General features: G+C 55.3%; 17 protein-coding genes. 6 read left to right on the forward strand and 11 right to left on the reverse strand.

What is annotated here, in order from left to right:
• Position 1: 1 nt before the first annotated feature.
• Positions 2–679 (reverse strand): fused DSP-PTPase phosphatase/NAD kinase-like protein, encoded by a 678-nt coding sequence (locus tag ACP9M6_RS00955; RefSeq protein WP_427452623.1) that lies wholly within the window; start codon positions 677–679, stop codon positions 2–4.
• A 29-nt stretch (positions 680–708) separates the two neighbouring features.
• On the opposite strand from ACP9M6_RS00955, the gene ACP9M6_RS00960 reads away from it, so the two are divergent.
• From ACP9M6_RS00960 to ACP9M6_RS00975, 4 genes are read left to right on the forward strand one after another with little or no spacing between them, the layout of a single operon-like run.
• On the forward strand, positions 709–1,413 hold the full coding sequence (locus ACP9M6_RS00960) for a lysophospholipid acyltransferase family protein (RefSeq protein WP_427452625.1): 705 nt from the start codon (positions 709–711) through the stop codon (positions 1,411–1,413).
• Entirely contained in the window at positions 1,410–2,669 is a 1,260-nt protein-coding gene (locus ACP9M6_RS00965) for a 3-deoxy-D-manno-octulosonic acid transferase (RefSeq protein WP_427452626.1), read from the forward strand. Before ACP9M6_RS00960 ends, ACP9M6_RS00965 begins: the two co-directional genes overlap by 4 nt.
• Positions 2,666–3,661, forward strand: coding sequence for a tetraacyldisaccharide 4'-kinase (gene lpxK, locus ACP9M6_RS00970; RefSeq protein WP_427452628.1), 996 nt, complete (start codon positions 2,666–2,668; stop codon positions 3,659–3,661). Before ACP9M6_RS00965 ends, lpxK begins: the two co-directional genes overlap by 4 nt.
• Positions 3,658–4,536 (forward strand): lysophospholipid acyltransferase family protein, encoded by an 879-nt coding sequence (locus ACP9M6_RS00975; RefSeq protein ID WP_427452630.1) that lies wholly within the window; start codon positions 3,658–3,660, stop codon positions 4,534–4,536. The genes lpxK and ACP9M6_RS00975 overlap by 4 nt, the downstream gene beginning before the upstream one ends.
• 128 nt (positions 4,537–4,664) lie before the next feature.
• Here ACP9M6_RS00975 and ACP9M6_RS00980 read toward each other — a convergent pair whose 3' ends face one another.
• Genes ACP9M6_RS00980 through xseA form a run of 4 tightly spaced genes read right to left on the reverse strand, consistent with a single transcriptional unit; the run spans position 4,665 to position 7,605 of the window.
• The gene (locus tag ACP9M6_RS00980) at positions 4,665–4,979 is read right to left on the reverse strand and encodes a chorismate mutase (protein ID WP_427452631.1); all 315 of its coding nucleotides are present in this window, start codon (positions 4,977–4,979) and stop codon (positions 4,665–4,667) included.
• Positions 4,972–5,952 (reverse strand): M23 family metallopeptidase, encoded by a 981-nt coding sequence (locus ACP9M6_RS00985; protein WP_427452633.1) that lies wholly within the window; start codon positions 5,950–5,952, stop codon positions 4,972–4,974. The genes ACP9M6_RS00980 and ACP9M6_RS00985 overlap by 8 nt, the downstream gene beginning before the upstream one ends.
• A 1-nt stretch (position 5,953) precedes the next feature.
• A complete protein-coding gene (locus ACP9M6_RS00990) occupies positions 5,954–6,166 on the reverse strand; it encodes a DUF2093 domain-containing protein (protein ID WP_427452635.1) in 213 nt (70 codons plus the stop codon).
• Positions 6,167–6,195: 29 nt separating this feature from the next.
• Positions 6,196–7,605 carry an exodeoxyribonuclease VII large subunit gene (xseA, locus tag ACP9M6_RS00995; protein ID WP_427452637.1) on the reverse strand — a complete coding sequence of 470 codons (1,410 nt, stop codon included), beginning with the start codon at positions 7,603–7,605 and terminating at the stop codon, positions 6,196–6,198.
• 78 nt (positions 7,606–7,683) lie between these two features.
• Here xseA and purD point away from each other — a divergent pair, with 78 nt between their 5' ends.
• Together purD and ACP9M6_RS01005 are read left to right on the forward strand one after the other, a co-directional pair.
• The gene (gene purD, locus ACP9M6_RS01000) at positions 7,684–8,955 is read left to right on the forward strand and encodes a phosphoribosylamine--glycine ligase (protein ID WP_427452639.1); all 1,272 of its coding nucleotides are present in this window, start codon (positions 7,684–7,686) and stop codon (positions 8,953–8,955) included.
• Positions 8,956–9,027: 72 nt separating this feature from the next.
• A complete protein-coding gene (locus ACP9M6_RS01005; protein ID WP_427452641.1) occupies positions 9,028–10,332 on the forward strand; it encodes an amidohydrolase family protein in 1,305 nt (434 codons plus the stop codon).
• Positions 10,333–10,336: 4 nt separating this feature from the next.
• Here ACP9M6_RS01005 and ACP9M6_RS01010 read toward each other — a convergent pair whose 3' ends face one another.
• The 6 genes from ACP9M6_RS01010 to ACP9M6_RS01035 form a co-directional block, all read right to left on the reverse strand.
• Entirely contained in the window at positions 10,337–10,723 is a 387-nt protein-coding gene (locus ACP9M6_RS01010) for a hypothetical protein (RefSeq protein WP_427452643.1), read from the reverse strand.
• A gap of 146 nt (positions 10,724–10,869) precedes the next feature.
• Positions 10,870–11,220: a hypothetical protein gene (locus ACP9M6_RS01015; RefSeq protein ID WP_427452645.1), complete on the reverse strand. Its 351-nt coding sequence runs from the start codon at positions 11,218–11,220 to the stop codon at positions 10,870–10,872.
• A gap of 128 nt (positions 11,221–11,348) precedes the next feature.
• Positions 11,349–11,732, reverse strand: a complete 384-nt coding sequence (locus ACP9M6_RS01020; RefSeq protein ID WP_427452647.1) for a hypothetical protein — start codon at positions 11,730–11,732, stop codon at positions 11,349–11,351.
• A gap of 60 nt (positions 11,733–11,792) precedes the next feature.
• Positions 11,793–12,794: a cupin-like domain-containing protein gene (locus ACP9M6_RS01025; RefSeq protein WP_427452649.1), complete on the reverse strand. Its 1,002-nt coding sequence runs from the start codon at positions 12,792–12,794 to the stop codon at positions 11,793–11,795.
• Positions 12,791–13,732 carry a bifunctional riboflavin kinase/FAD synthetase gene (locus tag ACP9M6_RS01030; protein WP_427452651.1) on the reverse strand — a complete coding sequence of 314 codons (942 nt, stop codon included), beginning with the start codon at positions 13,730–13,732 and terminating at the stop codon, positions 12,791–12,793. The genes ACP9M6_RS01025 and ACP9M6_RS01030 overlap by 4 nt, the downstream gene beginning before the upstream one ends.
• 6 nt (positions 13,733–13,738) lie before the next feature.
• Positions 13,739–14,170: a MaoC family dehydratase gene (locus tag ACP9M6_RS01035; protein WP_427452653.1), complete on the reverse strand. Its 432-nt coding sequence runs from the start codon at positions 14,168–14,170 to the stop codon at positions 13,739–13,741.
• Positions 14,171–14,200 lie beyond the last annotated feature (30 nt).

Raw genomic sequence — 14,200 nt, forward strand, 5'->3', positions numbered from 1 at the left:
CTTACTCCCGCCGCAATATCTCCGTAATCGGATTACCGCTCCACTGGTCCATGAACCGCGCTTTCACATCTGCCGGATTGTAATCGCTTTCGACCCAGTCGATGAAGCTGATGTCTTTCTCCTGCGCGGCCTTTACATAATCCGCGAAGAAGAAATCGAGCATCCCCGTCTTCCCCTGTTTCACGTGCAGCTTTTTCAGCGTCAGCTCGCTTTCCACCGCCGCGGCAATCGTGTCGCCCATGTGGAAGTGCCGATAGAGGACGCCCATAAAACCCGTCCGGTCGGCGCCGGATTTACAGTGCATGACGGCGGGATAATCTATCGCCTCGAACAATTCCTTCGCCGCGCGGATTTTATCGGGCGTGTGGACGTCGCGGGAATAGACTCGGAAATTGATGAGTTTGATACCGTGCTTTTCGCAGGCTTCTTTCTCGAGCAGGTAGAACCCTTTCGGTGACGGGCCGCGCAGATTGAGGATGGTCTTAATGCCCTCCTCGGCCAGTACGGCAATTCGTTCGGGTGACGGCTGATTCTCGCGATACATCCCGCCGCCCAGATTATGCCGATTCGGGAACCGTTTGCGCAGGAATCCGTGGTCCCCCCATGTGAGGTCGCGCCGGGCCTGTTTTCGGTCCCTTGGGTTGTTGAGGTCCAGCCCCTTATCGCTTAACTCGGTCATATCAAAGCTGGCTAACAGGGAGGCCGCGCGTGTTCAAACGCTTCTTGCGGCGTCCAGCAGTCCAATCGGGATTGGGCTGGGGCGTCGCCCAATATATGCGCCTGATCAAGGCGACCACGCGGTGGGACATCCGCCATCCCGAACGGGTGGAAGATATTATCGCAGGACGGAAAGGCGTCATCGCGCTGACTTGGCATTCGCGGTTCCTGATGCTGACCTCGGCGTGGAAACGGGAGTATCAGCTGCCATATGTCATGATTTCGAGATCAAGAGACGGCGCGGTTGTTGCGGCGACGTGTAAAGCCTTGGGTTTACAAACGCTGCGGGGCAGTTCCAAGAAACGTGGAAAAAATAAGGGCGGTGAAGAAGCTGCCGCGGGCGCTGTTACGGCCGTAAAATCCGGCGGCTGCGTCGTCATCACGCCGGACGGTCCGCGCGGGCCGAGACAACGTTTGGGCGACGGACCCTTGCGTCTCGCCCGCGCGACGGGTGCGCCCATTATGCCGTGTACTTTTGCCGTCGCGCGGCGGAAACAATTCGACAGTTGGGATAAATTCGTCCTGCCGAAATTATTTGGTAAGGGTCTTATCATCTGGGGGACGCCTGTCACGATTTCGAAACATGCGACTGATGAAGAATTGGAAAATATTCGACTCTTCATTGAAACCGAAATGAACGCCCTTCTCGCGGAAGCTGACAAGTCGCTTGGCCACATACCGGTCGCGCCCGCATGAGTTGGGAAGCCCTATATCGCGGGGTGAGCGGCATGCTGGAACCCTTTGCCGGATATATCCTGCGCAAGCGGGTGAAGGCCGAAAAAGAAGACGCCACCCGCATTCTGGAACGCAAAGGCCGCGCCTCCCTCGCCCGACCTGACGGGACACTTGTCTGGATGCACGGGGCGAGCGTTGGGGAGACGTCAATGCTCCTGCCACTCATTGACAGGCTCTTATCCGATGATGCGGAGTTAAACATTCTCGTCACAAGTGGCACTGTGACCTCCGCCGAAATCATGGCCAAACGACTGCCCGAACGGGCCGTTCACCAATTCGTCCCGATGGACGGACCCACCTTTGTCGCGAAATTTCTCAATCATTGGAAACCCGATCTCGCCATCTGGGCCGAGAGTGAAATCTGGCCGAACCTCGTCCTGCAGACAAAAGAGAGCGGCGCGAAAATGGCGCTCATCAATGCGCGGATGAGCCAGAATTCCATTGATCGCTGGCGGGCGAAACGGGGATTTGCGCGACGGGTATTCGGGACATTCGACCTCATCCTGCCCGCAGATCGCCTGACCTTTAACGCGCTCAATCAATTCTCTGACTCCGTCATCCAGGAGATCGGCAATCTGAAAGCTGCCGCGCCCGCCCTCGCCTATGATAAAGAGGAAGCCACGCAGCTAAAAACCACCATTGGTGACCGCCCCGTCTGGTTAGCGGCCAGCACCCATGAGGAAGAGAAACTCGAAATCCTCAGTACGTTGGAAATCCTGCGCAAGAAACACCCCGATACGCTCTGTATCTGGCAACCGAGACATCCCGAACGCGGAGACAATATCGCCCTTGCCGCATCCGCGCATGGCAAAATCGCGCGACGCTCACAGGGGGAAATTCCGGATGGGTCCACCGCCGTCTATATCATGGACACGCTGGGCGAGACGGGATTGGCGCTGGCCCTCTCGGATATCGTGTTCATGGGCGGTTCGCTCGACCCGCGCCTCATGGGGCATAATCCCTTGGAACCCGCCCGCGCTGGCGTGCCGATCTTGACAGGCCCCCATGTGGCCAGCTTTACGGATATCTATGATCGTTTTTTTGACTCTAACGCCGCCATGCGCGTGAAATCCTCAAACCACCTCGCCAAGCATTTAATAGCTCTCCTCGGTGACGGCGCGGCGCGGGGGCAAATGTCGGCGCGGGCAAAATCCGTCGCGCAGGAAAGTGACGGCATTTTGGATTTCACGGCGACCAAATTACAGGCGCTGCTATGAAGCCGCCCGTCTTCTGGAACCACCTGTCCGGCCCCGAAGCCAAGGTCAGTCTGCGGACCGTGCTACGACCGCTCGGCTGGCTTTATGCGAAAGCCGCCGCGCGTCGGTTGGAGACCACGCAGCCCTATAATTCCGGCGTACCCGTTATTTGCGTCGGGAATGCAACGATGGGCGGCACGGGGAAAACGCCCGTCGTCGCCTATCTGCTGAAATCTTTCCGACGCCTCGGTATCCCCGCGCATGGTCTGTCGCGCGGCTATGGCGGCACGGAAAAAGGCCCAATGCCCGTCCAACCCGACCACATCGCAGCGCAGGTCGGGGATGAACCACTACTACTGGCACGGAACGGGCCCGTCTGGGTGTCCGCCGGACGGGATGACGGCGCGCGAGCCATGGTCGCCAATGGCGCGAAAGTCATTATCATGGATGACGGCCATCAGAACCCGACACTCGCAAAAACGCTCTCGCTGCTCGTCGTGGATGCGGAGGTCGGGTTCGGGAATGGCTGCGTCTTTCCGGCGGGGCCGTTACGCGAAGATTTGGATGCGGCGTTGGACCGCACGGATGCCATCATCCTGATGAAGCCGACGCCGGATTATAAAATATCCGATCATCTGCGCGAACAATTGGGCGGCGTGATTGTCATTCCCGCCTATCTCGCGCCCAAGGAACCTGCGCCCAAAGGTCCGCTTTACGCTTTTGCCGGTATTGGACGCCCCGCGAAATTTTTCGACTCCTTACGTCGCGCGGGCGCGAATGTTGTCGAGACAGAGGGCTATGCCGATCATTATAAATATAAGGATGAAGACTTGGAGAGCCTCTTCGTCCTCGCCGCGGAAATGGACGCCGGATTAATTACGACAGAAAAAGATTATGTCCGCCTGCCCAAAGGCTATCGTCGCGGCGTGCAAACCTGGCCTGTTTCTGTTGTGTTTGAAGATGAGCTGACGCTCCGCCGTCTCCTCCACCCGATTGTCGAAGCGGCCAAATGAAGGACCGTTTAGAGGCGCTCGCCTATGACATCGTCGCCTTCATCCTGCGCCTATTTCCCTTTGCATGGATTTCGGGACTGGGTGCCTTTATCGTCAAATTGATTGGCCCGCTGACATCAAAACACAGAATTGCGGAGACGGGGTTGCGGACAGCTTTTCCGGAGAAATCAGACGCCGAAATTAAACAGCTTTTGAAAGATCAATGGGACAATACCGGACGGACCTTAGGCGAATTTCCGATGACCCACCGCCTGAAACCCTTCGACGCAAATAGCCGCATCAAGATTGTCGGAATGGAGGTTTTCGAACGCCACGCCCCCGCCGTGATCGTCACAGGACATTTCGCGAATTGGGAAGTCATGGCCACGGTCCTGACGCAATCCGAGCTGGCCGTGCGCATCACCTATCGCAAAGTCAACAACCCGCATATTGATGCGCGGGTGAGGAAACAACGCGAGGCCTATGGCACCCAATTTCTCGTCCAAAAATCGACCCATCGCGGGGGGCGGGAATTGCTGACAGCACTGAAAAATGGTGAGAGTGTTGCGCTGCTCAATGATCAGAAATTCAATACAGGCCTGAGCATTCCATTCTTTGGAGAGCCCGCCATGACCGCGCAGGGGGCCGTGCGTTTGGCATTGAAGACGGGACGTCCATTGCTGCCAATGGCGGTCACGCGGGACAAGGCCAGTTTTACCGTGACATTTTATGAGCCGATAGACTTAATGAAATCAGGAAACCGCGAGGCGGATGTTTTGGACGGTGTGACAAAAGTCAGTGGATTTATTGAGGACCGCGTGCGGGAAAATCCGGCGCAATGGTTTTGGGTTCATCGCCGCTGGCCTAAGGATCTGTATCGGAAACGCTCGTCATAAACCGATGTCATCCCGCACAAGTCCTAAGGACGCAGATGCGGGACCTGCCGTTTACAGAACGCAAGCCTCATCAATAAACGATAGGTCCCGCATCCCTTGGTGTCGCGATGACATCATAAAATATACGACTAAGCGCTCTTCCGCCCACGCGTGTCATCATACACATCAAATTCATGCGCGATGCAGCGTTCAATTAGTTTCCGCCAGACGGGTTCGGCAATATCGGCTGACAAACCTTGTCTCTTCGCCTCAACCAGAACCTTCGCAACAACATCCTCAATCCGCTCAGCATCATAGACAGCGTCGCGATTGGGTTTAATCCGCGCGGCGGCGTGCATATAGCCTTGGCGCGTCACGAGCAGACGCACGAGTTCACGGTCCAGCGCATCGACGCCTTCGCGGACTTCGATCATGGTTTTGCAATCGTCTGGGGCTTTAGCCATTAGAGGGCCACTCCGTCAGTAATTCAGGGTCAAGATTGCGCCCGCGCCATTTCAGACGCCAGCACAGATGCGGGCCCGTTGAGCGCCCGCGCGACCCGACCGTGCCGATTTGCTCGCCCTGTTCAACGCGCTGGCCTTCTTCAACCATCACATCTTCATTATGAAGGTAATAGGAAATCAAGCCCTGCCCATGATCGATCATGATCAGCGAGCCTTCAAAATACATCTCCTCACTCGCGAGGCTGACAATGCCTGCGGCGGGGGCGAGGATGGGTGTGCCCTTTGGCGCGGCGAGATCAACACCGAAATGTGGGCGTTTCGGATCACCGTTCAGGATACGCTGTGCCCCAAAATTCGTTGTCTTGATATGTTCCGTGACGGGATAGATGAAGCCATTCTCGAACCCGATCTCTTCAACTTTAGACGCAAAGCCGACTTTTTTGAGCGCACTCGCTTTGCGGATACGGACGAGTTCCTCTTCCGTATATTCGCTGACCATGTTTTTCGGCAGACCATCAATGCGGGAGGTGTCGTACTCGCGGGTAGCTATCTCGAAATTCACGCGCTGTTCGCCAACGCGGATGAAAGCATTGGGTTCATCGCGGTCAAAGCCGACGAGGATGCGACCGTCAGGGCCAGCGGTTTGGGTATAAGTGTCGTTTTCCGAGCGTCCGACTTCGACAGTCGCGTTGGGTTCGGTCTGGCAAATGACGAGCCCACCCTGTTTGACGATGCCCTGGCAGGTTAAATTTGTATCGACAGTGTTCCAATGATGGTCAGCGGGAATATTATCTTTACGTTGCAAAACTTCACGATATTCATTCAAACGTTTTTGTTCCTCAGCTGAATGACTTGGAATGCCGTCTTTGACGTTTTCTAATAACTCATCAACAGACGTAATCTGAGCTTCCGCATCCGGCTCAGCTGCGCAAGCCGCGAGCATCAAGGCCAATGTCGCGAGGACAAGTCGCATCCTAAACGACACCCGCCCGCTTAAATCCCTCAAGGCTCGCCGCGGCGTCCTTATAGGCTTCTTGGCGGTCTGCATTCCAGTAGCGGAGCATTTCGAGCGGGATGCGCTCACCTGTCACGGCGCAAGTAACATAGCTGCCCGTTTCCATAATGGTGAAATCGGAGGCACCGAAATGGATTTTGGCTTCGCCTTGGGATGAGAAGAGTCCTGTCATGGCACTCACTTAGGCGCAAAATCGCAGAATTAAAACAGGTCGGCCTGTTTTTTATCATCCCGTACGGCGGGTTTCCGTTTTGCAATTTTGCGCGGTGCGGCTTTGCCTGCAATCACGGCCCCGACCTCGCCATCCGCAAAGACGAGTTCGACCGCCTGCCCGGAGGTCGTGGCCGCCTTTGAGCGCACAACTTTTCCGGCTTCGTCCCGCACCAGCGCATAGCCGCGATTCAACACACCCTGATAGGAATAGGCGTCGAGGAGTTTGCCCGCACGATCGAGGCGGCGGGCTTGTGTTTCGAGTTGGCGCTTCAGGGCTGTTTCCGCAGTCTGGCCATATCGCGTCAATGTTTCGCCCTGTCGTTTAATCTCTGTCAGTTGGCGCGTCTTCGTGAACCGCATGGCCGAGAGCAGCGCTTGGCTCTGCCGCAGGAGCGCATTTTTCTTCGGCTCAAATAACCGTTCCGGCGTCGGCAAGCGGAGCGCTGCGCGGTCCAAGCCCTGCTGCGCGGGGGCGAGGACGGATTGCAGGCTCGGCAATTTCTGCGCGCGCAACCGATTGCGGCGATCCGTCCAGTTCCGGCGCAGGGCGCGGAGGATACGCGAGCCGTAATCATCCACTGTCTCCAGCCAATCGGCGCGCACCGGCACGGCGACTTCCGCGGCCCCTGTCGGGGTGGGCGCACGGTAATCCGCGACAAAATCGATCAGTGTCCAATCCGTCTCATGCCCGACGGCAGAGATAAGCGGGATGTCGGAATTGGCAGCGGCGCGGGCGACGATTTCCTCGTTAAAACACCAGAGGTCTTCCATCGACCCACCGCCCCGCGCAACGATCAAAACATCCGGACGGGGAAAGCCGTCCCCGTGATTAAATCCGTTAATCGCGCCCGCAATCTGTTCCGCCGCTTTGTCGCCCTGCACGAGCACGGGCCAGACGAGGACGTGGGACGGAAAGCGGTCCGTGATACGGTGCAGAATATCGCGAATGACGGAGCCAGTGGGAGACGTCACAACGCCGATTGTTTTCGGTAGGAAGGGCAGTTCGACCTTCCGCGCCTCGTCAAACAGACCTTCCGCCGCGAGCATTTTCTTGCGCTTTTCGAACAGCGCCATCAGCGCCCCAGCGCCCGCAAGTTCCATCTTCTCGATAATGAGTTGGTAATTCGACCGCCCCGGATAGGTCGAGAGCTTGCCCTCGCAGATCACTTCCATCCCCTCTTCGGGACGCATGGACAGGCGGGACATTACGCCTTTCCAGATGATGGAATTGATGACGGCTTTGTCGTCTTTGACATCCAGATAGCAGTGACCCGATTTCGCGATCGTCACACGCCCCAATTCCCCCCGCACACGGACATGGCCATAAGTGTCCTCGACCGTGCGCTTGAGCGCAAAGGCGAGTTCGGAAACTGAATATTCGGGTGTGTTCGTGGTCATCGAAAGGATGGTAGTGGATTCGCGCGGGGATGTATATTAGGTGGCCGCAGAGATAATTGACCGATCAGAGACTCATCTATGAAACTCCTACTCATTGGCTCCGGTGGCCGCGAACATGCTCTGGCTTGGAAACTTGCGCAGTCGCCTTTGGTCGACACATTACACTGCGCATCGGGGAATGCGGGGATTGCAGATGTTGCGGATATCGTCCCCATCGCAGCGGATGATATCCTCAGCCTGCTAGGCCTCGTCCAGCGCGAAGCCTATGATTTTGTTGTGGTCGGACCGGAACAACCGCTCGCACTTGGCCTCGTCGATGCCTTGCAGGACACGGGCGTAAAGGTCTTCGGCCCGACGGAAGCGGCGGCGCAGCTCGAATCCTCCAAAGCTTTTACCAAAGCGCTCTGCGACAAATATAAAATCCCGACGGCCAGCTATGGCGTGTTCACCGATTTGGGCGAGGCGAAAGCCTATCTCAAAACCATGACCGCACCCTATGTCTTGAAGGCTGACGGCCTCGCGGCAGGTAAGGGTGTTGTCATTCCCGAAACGCTGAAAGACGCTGAAGCGGAGTTGGAAGAGTTCTTCTCCGGCAAATTTGGTGACGCGTCCAAACGCGTCCTGATCGAAGAATTCATGCGCGGGCAGGAGGCGAGTTTCTTCGCCATTTCCGACGGGAAAACCGCCCTGCCTTTGATTGCTGCACAAGATCACAAACGTGCCTTTGACGGCGATAAGGGTCCGAATACGGGCGGGATGGGTGCCTATTCCCCCGCCCCCGTTTTCACAGATGCGGTCATGGCGGATGTCATGAAAAACATCATCCTGCCCACCGTTCACGGCATGGCGAAAGACGAGCATCCTTTTGTTGGCGTGCTCTTCGCGGGGCTTATGCTGACCGAGGACGGACCGAAACTGATCGAATATAATGCGCGCTTCGGCGATCCGGAATGTCAGGTCGTGTTGCGGCGTTTGCAATCGGACCTCCTTCCCCTCCTCATTGCGGCGGAAGCGGGTGACTTAGATAAGGTTGAGCAACCGAGCTGGTTTAATGAACCGGTGGCCAATGTCGTCTTGGCCGCGAAAGGCTATCCCGGCAAATATAACAAAGGCACAGAGATCAAAGGTGTCGACGCCGCGAATGAAATGGACGATGTCGTCATCTTTCACGCAGGCACGAAACGGGAGGGCGATAAACTTCTCGCGAATGGCGGGCGCGTTCTGAATGTCACCGCGTCAGGTGAAACTCTGGAGCAAGCGGTCAAACGCGCCTATGCCGCGGTGGACGCGATTGACTGGGACGATAAACAATTCCGCATGGATATCGCGCATCATGCGCTGAAGGTTTAAAACATACAGATTATCGTTTCGCCTATCGGGCGAGTTGGGTGGCAAACCGTTAACAATGTGTTAACAGGCTTCATGACCTATAAAAAACTCATTCTCTCCGCCTCCATCATCGCTTTCGCTATGGGCGGCATTGTTGTCGCCACGGCGCATGACGAAACCCATGACAGTCACGAAGATTACACGCTCATCCATGCGGGCCATGTCATGGCTGTGCCTGGCGAGGCGGTGTTGGAAGATCACACAATCATCATCCATGACGGGAAGATCGTCGGGATTGAGGACGGATTTCTGGAGGATGAAGACGCGACGATCATTGACGGCAAGGACATGTTTTACCTGCCGGGCCTGATCGACAGCCACGTCCATTTGCGCGGGGAATGGAATCCGAATGGACGTTTAGAGAATTTCACGAAAGAAGATGCCGACGTTGCCTATGACGCCGCCTCCAATGCGCGGAAAACGCTCATGGCGGGTTTCACGGCCGTCCAGGATGTGGGCGGACCGCCCGCGATTAAAGCGCTGTCCCGCGCGATTGACGCGGGTAAACTGCCCGGACCGCATATCCGCGCCTCCGGCAATGTCAGCATTACAGGCGGGCACGGCGAGATGAACGGTTTTCGCGCCGATATTCTCGAACATTTTCAACGTCCCACCAATTGCGACGGGGCGGATGACTGCCGCCGCGCAACCCGCCTCGCCATTAAGAACGGCGCAGACCTCATCAAAATCGCCTCGACGGGCGGAGTCCTATCCAACACGGCTGCGGGCACGGGCCAACAGATGACGGATGACGAACTCGTCGCGATCGTGGAAGCCGCGACGACAATGGGGCGCAAAGTCACCGCACATGCTCACGGTAAGGACGGTATCGACGCTGCCCTTAAAGCGGGCGTGAAATCGATTGAGCACGGCACCTATATGGATGCGGAAACGGCAGGTTTGTTCAAAAAATATGACGCGGTTTTGGTTCCGACCGTCCTCGCCGGGATGACCGTCAAGGAGTGGGATTTTCTCCCAAAGGCCAGCTATGACAAGGCCCAGGCGGTCGGTCCCAAAATGCTCGATATGCTCGCCCTCGCCTATGAAAACGGTGTGACCATTGCTTTCGGCACAGATACGGGCGTGTCCAAGCATGGCGAGAATGCCAAGGAATTCGAATATATGGTTGAGGCCGGAATGTCAGAGGTCGAAGCCATTCGCGCCGCCACCGTCGTCGCGTCAGAGCATATCGAAATGGGCGACATGATCGGCACATTGGAAGCTGGAAAACAGGCCGACCTCATCGGCGTGGACGGTGACCCGCGCGAGAATATCCGCGAGTTGATGGACGTCGATTTCGTGATGAAGGGCGGCGTCGTTTATAAGGGCGAAAAATAAACGCTTACGCGACCTGAGACAGTTCGACTTGAGCATATTTTGACAGCGCCCTTTCACTGACATGAATGCGTCCATCCGACATCGAGATTTTGTTCATTAATTTGAAGATCAGGAACTGGTCGGGAAAAGCACTCGCTTCGCAGATCAATTGACGGAATTGTCGCTGGAACTCTGCGCGATCGAGTTTTGTCATTTGCGCAATGTCGTCCCGATTTAATTCAAACCAATATAGCAATCGAGGCGCAGAAATTTTTACAGTCGAACAACTCACGCGATTTAAAGCGGGTGCGGAGTCCATAAAGGCTTCGATTTCTTCTTGTAAAACAAGCTTATCAATTAGGATTGTGAGCGCCAACAGTTTTAATGTTGCCTCAATATCTGGTCTAAACATCTTACCCACATCGGTGAAAACTTATCTATTTGATAACCATGTGGAAAAAAACCTTAAAACTATGTGAAATTTCAAGTGTTTTGAAGTTGACACATTACAACCATTAAAAATTATAGGGCCAAAATAGCTGAAATAAGACAGTGAGCCTAAGCCGCGAGCATAACTTTTGGTCGTCTGGCCAGACCCGTCTGCAAATCTTCAAGCGAGAGGCCGGAGAGAATATCCTGCACAATATCCTGTCGCGGAAAACCTTCTAAATCGGACACGAGGCCCTGATACCACATTTTTAGTCCGGCGGGGCGCAGCCGAAGTCTGTCGCGCAAAACGGGTCTATTAAAATCGAACCAAGCGGACAGGTCTGCGGATGTAATCGGCTGATCCGGATGGTCGATGCCGTCCAATCGTGCAGCGAAATCGGCAAAAGCGGACATATGCTCGCAGCGCATTCCGTTTTTCAAATATGTCGATAGGGCCGCCACAGTCAGTAGCGCTTCCATGTCACGACAATATTTCACTGCGGTCTCCCCATCACTCACAATGCCCCCTCAGACAGGTCTTCTTAACCTGTCCTGCCGAATTAAGATTAAATGCGCAGGGGAAATCGTGCGATATGGTTAAGCTGGCATTACTCTAAATTCCAGACCCGCTTTATCAGCACCATCATAGCTCTCTCGCTGTTATGAACTTCGCGATCCGCTAGGAAGATCATATTGAGCAGGTGTAGCAGCGCCTCTTTATCCGCATGATCCTCGACGCGCTTCAGAATCGGAATGAGCCAAGCATCAAATTCAGATCTCGGGCCGTTAAAACGCTCACGAATATCGTCTTTGTTCATTTCAAACCACGTCAGCGCTTTCGCCTCTGATACCTTTGGAACATCATATTCAGACAACCGAATACGAGACACAGATCGAATGAAAACTTCAATCTCACTGGAATGAATTTTCTTATCGGCAAAAACTCCGACGGCTAATACCATCAGAATATCGTTCATTTCAGATTGTATCATTTATCTGCCCTCTAGCAGCTGTATCCCTCTGCGGGATTAGAAATAAGCGTGGAGTCAAGCTTAGCGCATCATGCCTTTGAAAAACTCCCAGATCTGCTGGGCGCGTTGCGGGGAGTGTGGGCCAAGGACACCGCTAATGTCGTCCGGTAAATGTTCCATCGGATCACCCTCCGTTTGGAAGATGAAATAATCGAACAGATTTTTCCATGCCGCGCGTTCGGCCTCCGGCAATTGTCGCACGGCAAGCAGGCTGAGGACGAGCGCTTCCAGCGGTTGGCGACTATATTGCGGGACGGGGCTCCACCAATAATTCATGAGGACATTTAGCTGGCCCTTGGCCCGAACGTGGTGCCACCAAAGCGGCGGAATATAGATGGCATCGCCGGGTTCAAGAACAGCTTGGCGTCCCTGTTTCATCGCCGTTTCAAATTTCGGGAATTTTTTCAGGTCGGGCTTTTCAGGGTTGGGCAGGCTGACCTGCGGCCCCGCCATATTATGTTCAATCGGGCCGGGGTAAAGATTGGCGATTTGTGTCGGCGGGAAGAGCGTGAAAGTCCGCGTGCCCGATACAACGCAAGCCACATTGAAATCCGTATCATAATGCGTTGACACAACACTATTGGTCCCAATCCAAATGCGCGGCGGGACACCGTTTGGGACAAGCGGCATCGGGCATTTTATAATCATATCCGGCATGATATTCGGCAGCGGGTTGGAGCCCATATAAAGGCTCTCGCCAGTCTCGATGTTCAGGACTTTATCAATGAAAGCGCCGAACTCCATCTGACCGCTCTGATAATTAAATCCGCGCATGGAGCCGTCATAGAAAAAGCGGCCCTCAATATCCGGTGCGCCGCGCATAACATTGACGAGGCCACCTATGGCCGCCGATTTTAAACTGTCTGCGAGAGCGTTTGGTCCATCTTGCCCTGCGCGAACGAGGCCCCAGTCCCCGACCAAATCCCGCAGGATAACGGGGTTGCCTGCAGCCATAATATCGCTTCGGAAAGTATCGACATCTACGCCTCGGCGTTCAGCTAAGGGGGCGTATTCGGGCGTCATCTTGCCAAACCTAAAACAGCGCGCGCGCCATCTGCGTCCCGCATGATTTGGGTTTTGAGATGTTCGAAACTTTCAAACTTTTTCTCCGCGCGGATAAAACTCCGAAATCTGACATCAATTAATTGACCGTAGAGATCGCGGTTGAAGTCGAGCAGGTGAACCTCGAGGCGGGCTTCCTCGCCGTCCACGGTTGGACGGCTGCCCGTATTGGCGACGGCAGGCCGCCATTCCGTTTCGCCTTCAATCCGGACCTCCACGACATAGACGCCGAATTTAGGACGCACGAGATCGCCGAAGTCGAGATTGGCCGTCGGGAAATTAATGGTTCGTCCGCGTTTTTGCCCTTCTTGCACCACACCGTCGACCTGCCAGGGGCGGGACAGCATATGTTGGGCGTGGAAAACATCGCCGTCCTGCAGGGCTTTGCGAATTTCGGTCGAGCCATATTTGCCATAGAGTTTGTGCAGGCCGACAGGCGAGATCGCGGTCACGCCAATGCCACGTTCCGCGCAGAGACGCGTGAGGCTCTCAACATTTCCGCAGCGATTTTTGCCGAAGCCGTAATCCTCGCCGACGACAACATGCCGTATGCCCAACCCGCGATGAAGAACGGTGTCGACAAATTCGACATCGTCCATATCGCGTAGAGCCTCATCAAAGGGAATTTCATAGAGAAACTGAACCCCCAGTTCCGCCATGACCTGTGCCCGAACGCGCGGTGTCATCAACCGGAACGGCGCAGCACCGGGTTTGAAGAAACGATATGGATGGGGGCGAAATAATCCGATACCCAATGGTGCTCCTAGATTCTCCGCGATAGCTTGCGCCTGTTTCAGAACGGCTTGATGTCCCCGGTGCAGACCGTCAAAATTGCCGAGGGCAATCACCGCACCTTGGTCGGCGGCGTCTAAGTCTGAATAGGTTTGAAGCGTTTTCACGCGGGGCTAATCCTCAACAGGTCGCTTTTGCACGAAGACACCCGCATCCCCGCGGCAGATCTTCTGCCCTTCGACCTCGCAATGACATCTCATTTTCACGCGACCCGTACGTTCATTGATTTCCGCGACTTCTGCGATGGCGATAATCTCATCGCCGATAAAGGCGGGTTTGCGGAAGCGGAGGTTCAATTCAACAAAGACGGCGCCCGGTCCCGGCAGGTCATTGCCCAGCACAGCGGAGATAAAACTGGCCGAGAGTGCGCCATGTGCGATCCGTCCTGCAAAGCCCGCCTCTTTCGCGGCGGCTTCATCAACATGGATCGGGTTATGGTCGCCTGTAATATTGGCGAATGTGTCAATCATCTCCGCCGTAATCACGGCGCGGGTTTCCGCACGCATGCCGATTTCGAGATCTTCGAGGTAGTATTTCACGTTCATGACAGGCCTGTTAGCAAAGCTATAGTTCGC

The organism is Litorimonas sp. WD9-15 (genome assembly GCF_050271975.1).
Taxonomy (GTDB): Bacteria; Pseudomonadota; Alphaproteobacteria; order Caulobacterales; family Maricaulaceae; genus Litorimonas.

Bases quoted from the DNA above. Each gene is read 5' to 3' on its own strand.
- ACP9M6_RS00955 (WP_427452623.1), bottom strand. From the start codon at position 679: ATGACCGAGTTAAGCGATAAGGGGCTGGACCTCAACAACCCAAGGGAC.
- ACP9M6_RS00965 (WP_427452626.1), top strand. From the start codon at position 1,410: ATGAGTTGGGAAGCCCTATATCGCGGGGTGAGCGGCATGCTGGAACCC.
- lpxK (WP_427452628.1), top strand. From the start codon at position 2,666: ATGAAGCCGCCCGTCTTCTGGAACCACCTGTCCGGCCCCGAAGCCAAG.
- ACP9M6_RS00975 (WP_427452630.1), top strand. From the start codon at position 3,658: ATGAAGGACCGTTTAGAGGCGCTCGCCTATGACATCGTCGCCTTCATC.
- ACP9M6_RS00980 (WP_427452631.1), bottom strand. From the start codon at position 4,979: ATGGCTAAAGCCCCAGACGATTGCAAAACCATGATCGAAGTCCGCGAA.
- ACP9M6_RS00985 (WP_427452633.1), bottom strand. From the start codon at position 5,952: ATGCGACTTGTCCTCGCGACATTGGCCTTGATGCTCGCGGCTTGCGCA.
- ACP9M6_RS00990 (WP_427452635.1), bottom strand. From the start codon at position 6,166: ATGACAGGACTCTTCTCATCCCAAGGCGAAGCCAAAATCCATTTCGGT.
- xseA (WP_427452637.1), bottom strand. From the start codon at position 7,605: ATGACCACGAACACACCCGAATATTCAGTTTCCGAACTCGCCTTTGCG.
- purD (WP_427452639.1), top strand. From the start codon at position 7,684: ATGAAACTCCTACTCATTGGCTCCGGTGGCCGCGAACATGCTCTGGCT.
- ACP9M6_RS01005 (WP_427452641.1), top strand. From the start codon at position 9,028: ATGACCTATAAAAAACTCATTCTCTCCGCCTCCATCATCGCTTTCGCT.
- ACP9M6_RS01010 (WP_427452643.1), bottom strand. From the start codon at position 10,723: ATGTTTAGACCAGATATTGAGGCAACATTAAAACTGTTGGCGCTCACA.
- ACP9M6_RS01015 (WP_427452645.1), bottom strand. From the start codon at position 11,220: ATGGAAGCGCTACTGACTGTGGCGGCCCTATCGACATATTTGAAAAAC.
- ACP9M6_RS01020 (WP_427452647.1), bottom strand. From the start codon at position 11,732: ATGATACAATCTGAAATGAACGATATTCTGATGGTATTAGCCGTCGGA.
- ACP9M6_RS01025 (WP_427452649.1), bottom strand. From the start codon at position 12,794: ATGACGCCCGAATACGCCCCCTTAGCTGAACGCCGAGGCGTAGATGTC.
- ACP9M6_RS01035 (WP_427452653.1), bottom strand. From the start codon at position 14,170: ATGAACGTGAAATACTACCTCGAAGATCTCGAAATCGGCATGCGTGCG.